This is a genomic window from Acidimicrobiales bacterium (genome assembly GCA_036273495.1).
In the GTDB taxonomy this organism is placed as follows: Bacteria; Actinomycetota; Acidimicrobiia; order Acidimicrobiales; family JAJPHE01; genus DASSEU01.
Map to the genome: position 1 here is coordinate 1 of DASUHN010000076.1, position 9,604 is coordinate 9,604.

Annotated in this window: 10 protein-coding genes; all 10 read left to right on the forward strand. The window is 71.1% G+C overall.

Features of this window, described 5'->3' with window-relative positions:
- On the forward strand, positions 1-314 hold a 314-nt coding region (locus tag VFW24_02870; GenBank protein ID HEX5265691.1), incomplete at its 5' end, for a flagellin.
- A 224-nt stretch (positions 315-538) separates the two neighbouring features.
- A complete protein-coding gene (locus VFW24_02875; GenBank protein ID HEX5265692.1) occupies positions 539-1,333 on the forward strand; it encodes a class I SAM-dependent methyltransferase in 795 nt (264 codons plus the stop codon).
- Between the two features lie 118 nt (positions 1,334-1,451).
- Positions 1,452-2,612, forward strand: a complete 1,161-nt coding sequence (locus VFW24_02880) for a DegT/DnrJ/EryC1/StrS family aminotransferase (GenBank protein HEX5265693.1) — start codon at positions 1,452-1,454, stop codon at positions 2,610-2,612.
- Positions 2,605-3,510 carry a glycosyltransferase family A protein gene (locus VFW24_02885; protein HEX5265694.1) on the forward strand — a complete coding sequence of 302 codons (906 nt, stop codon included), beginning with the start codon at positions 2,605-2,607 and terminating at the stop codon, positions 3,508-3,510. Before VFW24_02880 ends, VFW24_02885 begins: the two co-directional genes overlap by 8 nt.
- Entirely contained in the window at positions 3,498-4,460 is a 963-nt protein-coding gene (locus VFW24_02890) for a GNAT family N-acetyltransferase (protein HEX5265695.1), read from the forward strand. The genes VFW24_02885 and VFW24_02890 overlap by 13 nt, the downstream gene beginning before the upstream one ends.
- Positions 4,457-4,906: an FdtA/QdtA family cupin domain-containing protein gene (locus VFW24_02895; GenBank protein HEX5265696.1), complete on the forward strand. Its 450-nt coding sequence runs from the start codon at positions 4,457-4,459 to the stop codon at positions 4,904-4,906. Before VFW24_02890 ends, VFW24_02895 begins: the two co-directional genes overlap by 4 nt.
- A complete protein-coding gene (locus tag VFW24_02900) occupies positions 4,903-5,877 on the forward strand; it encodes a sulfotransferase (GenBank protein ID HEX5265697.1) in 975 nt (324 codons plus the stop codon). Before VFW24_02895 ends, VFW24_02900 begins: the two co-directional genes overlap by 4 nt.
- An 8-nt stretch (positions 5,878-5,885) precedes the next feature.
- Positions 5,886-6,662: a methyltransferase domain-containing protein gene (locus VFW24_02905; GenBank protein ID HEX5265698.1), complete on the forward strand. Its 777-nt coding sequence runs from the start codon at positions 5,886-5,888 to the stop codon at positions 6,660-6,662.
- 12 nt (positions 6,663-6,674) lie between these two features.
- Positions 6,675-8,411 (forward strand): amidohydrolase family protein, encoded by a 1,737-nt coding sequence (locus VFW24_02910; protein HEX5265699.1) that lies wholly within the window; start codon positions 6,675-6,677, stop codon positions 8,409-8,411.
- A partial coding sequence (locus VFW24_02915; protein ID HEX5265700.1) for an aromatic ring-hydroxylating dioxygenase subunit alpha occupies positions 8,408-9,604 on the forward strand: 1,197 nt, incomplete at its 3' end. The genes VFW24_02910 and VFW24_02915, both read left to right, overlap by 4 nt.

Here is a 9,604-nt window from a genome sequence, read left to right on the forward strand (position 1 = left end):
TTGGGACCGGAGCGGCCTCGGTCGGAACGACGGCGGCGGCGCAGTCGGCGATCACCCTGGTCCAGACGGCTCTGTCGAACCTCAACGCCCTGTCGGCCAAGCTCGGTGCCTCTCAGAACGAGATCCAGGGCATCGTGTCCAACATGACGATCGGCCAGCAGAACCTGACGGCAGCCGCCTCCAGCATCACCGACACCAACATGGCTCAGGAGATGACGAGGTTCACGTCGAAGCAGATCCTGATGCAGACCGGTGAGTCGATGCTGGCCCAGGCCAACGCCGCACCTCAGCTGGTTCTCAAGCTCCTCGGCTGATCCTCGGGGTAGTCCTCAAACCGAAGACGGCCCGTGCCTCGGTGCGGGTCGCGTCGTACGACCCACCGCGCCCATCCGGATGCCGAGCTCCATCCGGATGGGCCGGCGGGCTCGCCTTGGGTCCTTGGATCCTTTCGGCGCGGGAGCCGGGTACGCTCGACTCGCTGACGAGATGGGGCCGTATTCGAGCCACGGACGATCCGTGCCCGAGGATGAGGGGATCCGTGCCCAAGGATGACACCCCGGGAGACCCGAGCAGCTTCGTCGGGCTCGATCTCCCGGCCGGACGGCTGAATGCAGACCGCTTTGCCGAGGCGGCCGAGTACTTCGACGCCTCCTCCGGCTCGGTCACCGACCGCCTGGCGGCGTTCCCCCGCTTCGTAGACCGCACCAGCATCGGTCGCTTTCTCGTTCGCTACGAGCTGGCCAAGCTGGCCATGCCGGTTCAGGGGTCGATCGTCGAATGCGGGGTCTTCACCGGCTTCGGTCTATTTGCCTTCGCCCAGATCAGCTCTCTGCTCGAGCCCCTCAACCATCGCCGCCGCGTCATCGGGTTCGACACCTTCAGCGGCTTCCCCAGCGTGACCGGCCACGACACCTTCACGGGCTACGCCGATGCCCATGTCGGGGGGTTGACCGGCTCGAGCATGGCGGAGCTCCAACGGGGAGTCGACCTGTTCGACCAGGACCGGGCTCTCAAGGAGATCCGCAAGATCCATCTGGTCGAAGGAGACTTCCTCGACACCGGCCCCCGCTTCGTCGAGGACAATCCCCACCTGGTGGTCTCCCTCCTCTACCTCGACTTCGATCTGTACGAGCCCACCAAGAGGGCGCTGGAGCTGTTCCTGCCCCTCATGCCCGCGGGCGCCGTGCTCGCCTTCGACGAGCTGCACGTGGCCGAGTTCCCGGGGGAGACCCGGGCCGTCCTGGACACGGTCGGCCTCCGGCGACTGGCCCTCCGCCGCTTCCCGTTCACCTCGATCTCCTACGCCGTCCTCGACGACTCGCCGTACCCCTGACCTCCGCCACGACCGGGAGCGCGGGCCCGGACCCCTCGCGACCCGGCAGCTAGTCCAGATCCTGCCAGCTCCGCTCAAGTTGGCAGCCGCCGCCGACCGATAGACGAGGGTGCACCAGGTGCGCTTTCTCGACCTTCGCGCGGCCTCCGAGGAGCTGGCCGAGGAACTGCAGACGGCGGCGTCGCGGGTGGTCCGGAGCGGCTGGTACGTCCTCGGCCCCGAGGTCGAGCGGTTCGAGGCGGAGTTCGCGGCCTACGTCGGGGTCCGTCACTGCATCGGGGTGGGCAACGGTCTGGACGCCCTCCGCATCGCACTGGCCGCCATGGGGGTGGGTCCGGGCGACGAGGTGATCGTCCCGGCCAACACCTACATCGCCACCTGGCTGGCCGTTACCGCCGTCGGGGCCCGGCCGGTGCCGGTCGATGCCGACCTTGTTACCTGCAACCTCGACCCCGTTCTCGTCGCGGAGCGGATCACGCCCCGGACGAGGGCCATCATCCCCGTCCACCTCTACGGGCGTCCGGCCCCGATGGGGGAGATCAACGCCCTCGCCGCCCGCCACGGCCTGGCCGTGCTGGAGGACGCCGCCCAGGCCCACGGGGCGTCGCTCGACGGCACGAAGGTCGGTGGCCTGGGCCACGCCGCGGCGTGGAGCTTCTTCCCATCGAAGAATCTGGGAGCGCTCGGGGACGGCGGAGCCGTGACGACCGACGACGACGGCATGGCCGAGCGGGTCAGGATGCTGCGCAACTACGGCTCGCGGGTCAAGTACGTGCACGAGATACCCGGGGCGAACTCACGCCTGGACGAGCTCCAGGCGGCCGTGCTGTCCGTGAAGCTCCGCCACCTCGACGACTGGAACGGGCGCCGGGGGCGCGTGGCGGCCCGTTACCTCGAGGGTCTGGTCGGAGGTGACGTCATCCTGCCCGCCGGGCCATCTGGCTCCCAGCCCGTGTGGCATCTCTTCGTCGTCCGGGGCCAGGACCGCGACGGGTTGCAGCGCCATCTGGCCACGCGCGGAGTGGAGACGCTGATCCATTACCCCATCCCTCCGTACCGCCAGGGCGCCTACGCGGGCGCCCGGCCTCCGGGGGGGCCTCCGCTGCCCGTGAGCGACCGGCTGCACGCGACCGTGCTCAGCCTGCCCATGGGACCTCATCTCTCGGATGCCGACGTCGACCGGGTGATCGACGGCGTCGCCACCTTCGCCGCCCGGCCCGAGCGGGCCGCCGAGCAGATGCCCGCCCTGGCCGGGTCGGAGCGTGGTCGGCGTGGGTGAGCTCCTCGTCAGCGTTCTGGTCCCCGCCTACAAGGCCGAGGCCTTCATCGGGCCGTGCCTGCGGTCGGTGCTCGACCAGAGCTATCCGAACCTGGAGATCGTCGTGCTCGACGACTGCTCGCCGGACGCGACCTTCGAGGTGGCGGTGGAGTCACTGCGGGGCGTCCCGAATGCCACCGTCCGGCGCCATGACGTCAATCTGGGCCACCGCGACACCTTCCGCCAGCTGCTGGCCACGGCCCGCGGGTCATTGGTGAAGTTCGTCTGCAACGACGACCTGCTTGCTCCGCATGCGATCAGCCGCCTGGCGGGCGCCCTCATAGCCCACCCCGAGGCGGGCATCGCCACCTCGCGCCGCACCCCGATCGACGCGTCCGGGGCCGCGCTCCCGGTGGACCACCTGCCCCAACCGCCCTGCTCCGCCGACAGCCTGGTCGACGGGATGGCCGCCGGTAACGACCTGCTCTGTGGGCAGCGCAACTGGATCGGCGAGCCGACCACCGTGCTCTTCCGGCGTGAGCTGCTGCCGCTCGACGGCGTCTACGAGATCGGCGGCCGGGCCCCGGCCCGCAACATCGACGTCGTCTGGTGGCTCAAGATCCTCGCCCAGGGCCGGCTGGCCGTCATCAACGAGCACCTGAGCAGCTTCCGGCTCCACACCGACCAGATCAGCCGGACCACCAGCCGGGCCGAGCTGGTCCTGGCCTGGCAGGACATCATCCTGGGCGCCCGGAACCTCGGCTTCCTGGCCGAGGCCGACCAGGAGATCCTGGCGTGGGCCGCCTTCGCCCAGACGCTGCAGGCCAACGTCGACACCTTCGACGAGGCGGACCGGCACCGTTCCCTCGAGGTCATCCGATCGGTCGCGGCCCGGCTGGGAGAGCTGTGTCCGGCCTGACCGTGCGCCCCTTCGACGAGGGCTCCGACGACGAGGTCTGGGACCGGTTCGTGGCCGGGTCGGTCAACGGCACGTTCCTCCACACCCGGCGCTTCCTCTCATACCACGGGGCCCGCTTCGCCGACCGGTCCGTGCTGATCGAGGACGGCCAAGCGGGCGTGCGGGCGGTCATGCCCGCCGCCCTCGACCGCACCGACCGGTCGCTCGTCGTCAGCCACCCCGGCATCACCTTCGGCGGGGTGGTGCACGACGGCGCGCTGGCCGGCGAGGAGCTGGTCGAGGTGTTCGAGCTCATGGCCTCCCATTACCGCGCCGGAGGCGCCGAAACCCTGCGCTACAAGGCGGTGCCCCTGATCTTCCACCGGGCGCCGGCGGGCGGCGACCTGTACGCCCTCCATCGCCTCGGTGCCGTGCGCCAGCGGTGCGATCTGTCCTCCACAATCGACATCGATCACCGCCTGGCTTTGCGCGGCGGTCGCGGCAAGCGGGCCCGTACGGCCCGCAACCGGGGCGTCGAGGCCCGTTGGGGATGGGAGGCGGCGCCGGAGTTCTGGGTTCTCCTCGGCCGGGTCCTGGGCGAGCGCCACGGTGTGGCGCCGGTCCACGGCCTCGACGAGATGCTGCTGCTGGCCGGACGCTTCCCGGACGAGATGAGCCTCGTCACCACGTGGCTCGACGGCGAGATGGTGGCGGGCGGGGTGACGTTCTCCATGGCGCCGACGATGCATCTGCAGTACAGCGCCTCGTCTCCTGCGGGGCGCAAGGTCGGCGCCTACGACGTGATGGTCGAGGCCTGCGTGGCCGCGGCGGCCGGCTCCGGCCACCGTTGGTTCGACTTCGGCATCAGCACGGAGGACGAGGGCCGGATCCTCAACGCTGGACTGTTCGACTTCAAGGCGTCCTTCGGCGCCGGCTCTGTGGCCTTCGAGCACTACGAGGTGACCCTGTGACCACCAGCCTTGTCCCCGCCGCCGAGGGCGTGGCCGCCTGCCGCATGGTGGAGCTCCCCTCGGTCCGCTCCGAGGGTCTGGGCGAGCTCTCGTTCATCGAGGCCGAGCGGCACGTGCCGTTCGAGATCCGGCGCGTGTACTGCCTGTACGACGTACCCGCCGGCGGCCTCCGCGGCGGCCATGCCCACCTTCAGCTCCAGCAGCTGCTGGTGGCACTGTCCGGCAGCCTCGACGTCGTCGTCAACGACGGCCACAGCGAGGCCCGCTTCCGCCTGCTCCACCGGAACCAGGGCCTGTACCTGCCGAGGATGGTCTGGCGCGACCTCGAGAACTTCTCCGGGGGCGCGGTCTGCATGGTCCTCGCCTCCCAGCACTTCGACGAGTCGGACTACATCAGAAAGTGGGACGACTTCGCCTCCCTGGTCGAGGCGGGCACGCGGGCGTGACCCGCCCGGCCCTTCCGTTCGTGGTCGGGTGCGGCCGGTCGGGCACGACCCTTCTGGCCGCCATGCTCGACTCGCACCCCGACCTGGCCGTGCCGGCCGAGGCCGGCGGCCTGGTGCTCCAGTTCTGCCACGGCCTTCCTGTCGGCGCACGTCCTGACCGTCTCGAGTGGCCCGAGGTGGACCCGCCCGGCGACCCCTACGACGAGGCGGCGCTGCGGTCCCTGGTCGACGAGCTATCCGGCTGCTGGCGGTACCGGGCGTGGGGCCTCGACCCGGAGGCAGTGGTCGGCACCGCCCGCTCGACCGGTGCGGCCAGCAGGGTGGATGTCGTCAGGGCGGCCTACGCCGCCTACGCCGAGGCCCAGGGCAAGACCCGCTCCGGGGACAAGACGCCGGCCCACGGCCTCCACATGGGCCGCCTGGCCGAGCTGCTCCCCGAAGCCGTCTTCGTGCACGCCATCCGGGACGGGCGCGACGTGGCTCTGTCGATCATGGACATGTCGTGGGGGCCGGACGACGGGGCCGGTGCCGCCCTTCACTGGGCCGACCGGGTGACCCGCATCCGCACCGCCGGCCGGTCGCTCGGCCCGTCGCGCTACCTCGAGGTTCGCTACGAGGATCTCCTGGACGACCCCCAGGGCGTCCTGATGGGGATCTGCGCCCACGCCGGCCTGAGCTACGACCCGGCCATGCTCGACCACACCGCGGCGGCGGGCCGACAGCTGGCCATGAGCGGGGCACCCGACGAGGACCGGAACCTGGCCAGGCCCCTCACGCCGGGACTGCGTGACTGGCGCGCCCAGATGGACCCGGCCGATATCGCCGCCTTCGACGCGGTGGCCGGACCGCTGCTGGCCGAGCTCGGCTACCCGGACGAAGCGGTGCACGACCACCGCGCCGCGTCCGCCGGCCGGCGCCGGGCCGAACTGGCCCTGGCCACGTCGGCGGGACGGCCGGCCGAGGCGTGGTAGGGATCTCTATGGCAGGGCCGGCCACCAAGCTCGAGCGCATCAGCCGGTACGCCTCGGTCTACGAGGCCGACTACCGGTTCGAAGCGGTGCTGGTGGCCGCCCGCCAGCGAACGGTCCTCGAGCATCTCACCCGCTGGCAGCCCCGGGTCGTCGTCGAGGCCGGTTGTGGGGACGACCTTCTCTTCAGCCGGGCCGACCAGGCCGGGGTCCCCTTCGACCGATGGGTCATCGTCGAGCCGAGCCCCCGCTTCGCCGAGGTGGCCGAAGCCCATGCCGCCGGGACGGGGGGCCGGATCGTGGTGATCCGGTCCTTCCTCGAGGACGCCGTGGAGGACGTGGTCGCGGCCTGCCCCCGGCCGGCCGACGTGGTCCTCTGCTCCAGCGTCCTGCACGAGGTGGCCGATCCTCGGACATTCCTGGACGCGGCCCGCCGGATGCTGGCGGCGGACGGGCGGGCCTACATCGACGTCCCGAACGCCCGGTCACTCCACCGGCGGCTGGCCCGGGCCATGGGTCTGATCGCCGACGAGACAGAGCTGAGCGCCCGCAACCTGACCTTCGAGCAGGACCGCGTGTACGACGCCTGCTCGCTCCGCCACGAGATCGAAGGCTCCGGCCTGCAGGTGCTCGAGGAGGGCGGTCACTTCATCAAGCCCTTCACCCACGGTCAGATGGAGCAACTCGGCTTCGCCGACGAGCGGATGGTCGAAGGGCTGCGGATCCTCGGTCAGGAGCTGCCCGACCTGGCGGCCGAGATCTTCTGCGTGGCGGAGCCGGGGGCCTGACGCTTCCGTAGAATGCCCCTGACGAAGGGGGTCGCGGTGCACGATCTGGTCGTCCGCGGAGGTCTGGTGGTCGACGGCACGGGGGGTCCGCCACGCCCGGCCGACGTGGCCGTCGCCAAAGGGGTAATCGCCGCGATCGGAGCCGATACCGGTCCGGGGGCGGAGGAGATCGACGCCAGCGGCAAGGTCGTCACCCCCGGATTCGTCGACATCCACACCCACTACGACGGCCAGGCCTCGTGGGACCCGACGCTCGCACCGACCAGTTGGCACGGGGTGACGACACTCGTCATGGGCAACTGTGGCGTGGGCTTCGCCCCCGCCCGGCCCGAACGCCGGGAGTGGCTGATCGGCCTGATGGAGGGCGTGGAGGACATTCCCGGTTCGGCTCTCTCCGACGGGATGCGCTGGGGGTGGGAGAGCTTCCCGGAGTTCCTCGACTTTCTCGAGGAGACGCCCCGGGCGGTCGACGTGGCGGCGCTGGTGCCCCACGGCGCGGTGCGGGCCTATGTGATGGGGGAGCGCGGCGCCCGCAACCAGCCCGCCGGACCCGAGGACGTGGCCGAGATGGCGCGCATCGTCCAGGAGGCCACCGAGGCTGGAGCCGTCGGGCTCTCAACGTCCCGCACGATCGTGCACCGGGCGGTCGACGGTGAGCCGGTACCGGGCACCTATGCCGCCGAGGAGGAGCTCTTCGGCCTGGGGCGGGCGCTCGCCCGCGCCGGCCGGGGCGTGTTCGAGCTGGCCCCGGCGGGGATCCAGGGAGAGGACCTGTCCGCTCCCGACCGCGAGTTCGACTGGATGCGCCGGTTGGCCGAGGAGACCGAGAGGCCGGTGTCCTACGGGTTTGTCCAGCACGACCTGGCCCCCGACGACTGGAAGCGGCTGCTCGACCTGGCGGGCCAGGCGTTCGACGCCGGCATCCCGCTGCGGCCCCAGGTGACGGGCCGGCCCATCGGGCTGCTGATGGGCCTGCAGACCTTCCATCCCCTCTCCAGCCGCCCGACGTTCATGGCGCTGGCCCGTCTGCCCCTCGACGAGATGGTGGCCCGCCTCCATGATCCCGACGTGCGCCGCCAGGCGCTGGCCGAGGAGCCGACGGTGCAGATGCCGGCGTACATCTCGCTCGCCTTCGACCGCATCTTCGAGCTCGGGGATCCGCCGGACTACGAGCCGGAGGCGGAGCAGAGTGTCGCCGCCCGCGCCGCCCGGGACGGGATCGATGCCGCCGAGCTCTTCTACGACCTCCTGCTCGGTCGGGACGGCCGGGAGCTTCTGATGCGCCCTCTGCTCGGTTATTCCGACTTCACCCTCGAGCCCCTGCGGGAGATGCTTCTCCACCCGGCCACGGCGCTCGGCATCGGGGACGGCGGCGCCCATGTGCGCGCCATCTGCGACGCCAGCACACCCACGTTCATGCTCACCCATTGGGTCCGTGACCGGTCGCGAGGCCCGCGAATCCCGATCGAGACGGTGATCAGGAAGATGACTGCCGACAACGCCGAGCTCTATGGCATGACCGACCGTGGCGTGCTCGAGCCGGGCCGCCGCGCCGACATCAACGTCGTCGATCTCGAGAACCTGCGGCTCGAGCCGCCTGAGTTCGTACGGGACCTGCCTGGAGGCGCCGGCCGCCTGGTGCAACGGGCGCGCGGGTATGCCGCCACCCTCGTGGCCGGACAGACGACCCGCCGGCACGACGCCGACACCGGTGCCCGTCCCGGCCGGCTGGTGAGGTCGGGATCGTGATCACCGACCCGGCCACTGGTGACGGCGCAGCTCCCGACACCCTGCTCCCGTCCGACCCCACCCTTGACGACGCGCCGAACGAGTTGTCCGAGGGCGCCATCACGCCGGGGGTCACCCCGGTGCTGATACCCACGTATCGGTACACGTCGGCCGACTTCGCGGCGCGCGAGAACGAGCGGTTGTGGCCCCGCGTCTGGCAGCTGGCCTGCTCGGTCGACCACGTGCGCCATCCGGGTGACTGGTACGAGTACCGGGCCGGCTGGCTGTCGGCTGTCATCGTCCGGGGTGAGGACGGGGAGCTGCGCGCCTTCCAGAACGCGTGCCGCCACCGCGGGAACACCATCTGCCAGGGCGCGGGCCAGGGGCTCACCGCCCTGCGCTGCCCGTTCCACCACTGGACCTGGGACCTGGCCGGACGGCTGCGCGAGGTACCCGACCGGCGGGGATTCGGACCTGGCCTCACCGGCGAGGAGTACGGGCTTCTGCCCGTCCGGGTCGGAGCCTGGGGGCCGATGGTGTTCGTCAGCTTCGCGTCGGAAGGACCGTCGCTCGGCGAGTTCCTCGAGGGGATTCCCGAGGACGCGGCCTGGGCCCGCCTGGACGGCTTCCACTGTGTGGCCATGACCCACACCCCGGTCGACAGCAACTGGAAGGTGGTCACCGAGGGCTTCTCGGAGACGTACCACGTCCAGGGCATCCACCCCGAGATGCTGGGCTCGATCGACGACGTGCACGCCCCGCAGCGACTGTGGGGACTCCACGGCGCGTCGTATCAGAACTACGGAGTGTCGAGCCCCCGGGTGCGCAACGCCACCGACCAGTCGGTGTGGGACTCGTTCCGCGTGACCCAGGGCAACCGTATGGGCGTGGACATGACTCCCGGCCCGGCGCCCGAGGTGCCGGCCGGCCAGACCATGGCCGACGTGATCGCCGAGAGGATCCGGCGCCACCAGGCGGCGCTGGGGGTCGACATCTCGGACTTCGGCACGAACCAGCTCCTCCGCCTCTCGCAGTACAACCTGTTCCCCAACACGACGGTGCTCGTCTGGGGCGGCGACATGCTGAACGTGCTGCAGGCCCGGCCCGGGCCCACCCCCGATCGCTCCGAGCTGGTCATGTTCCTCTTCTACCGCCGCCCGGCGGAGGCCGAGCCGGCCCGTCCCGTGGAGCTCCAGGTCGGCGACGACGCCAAC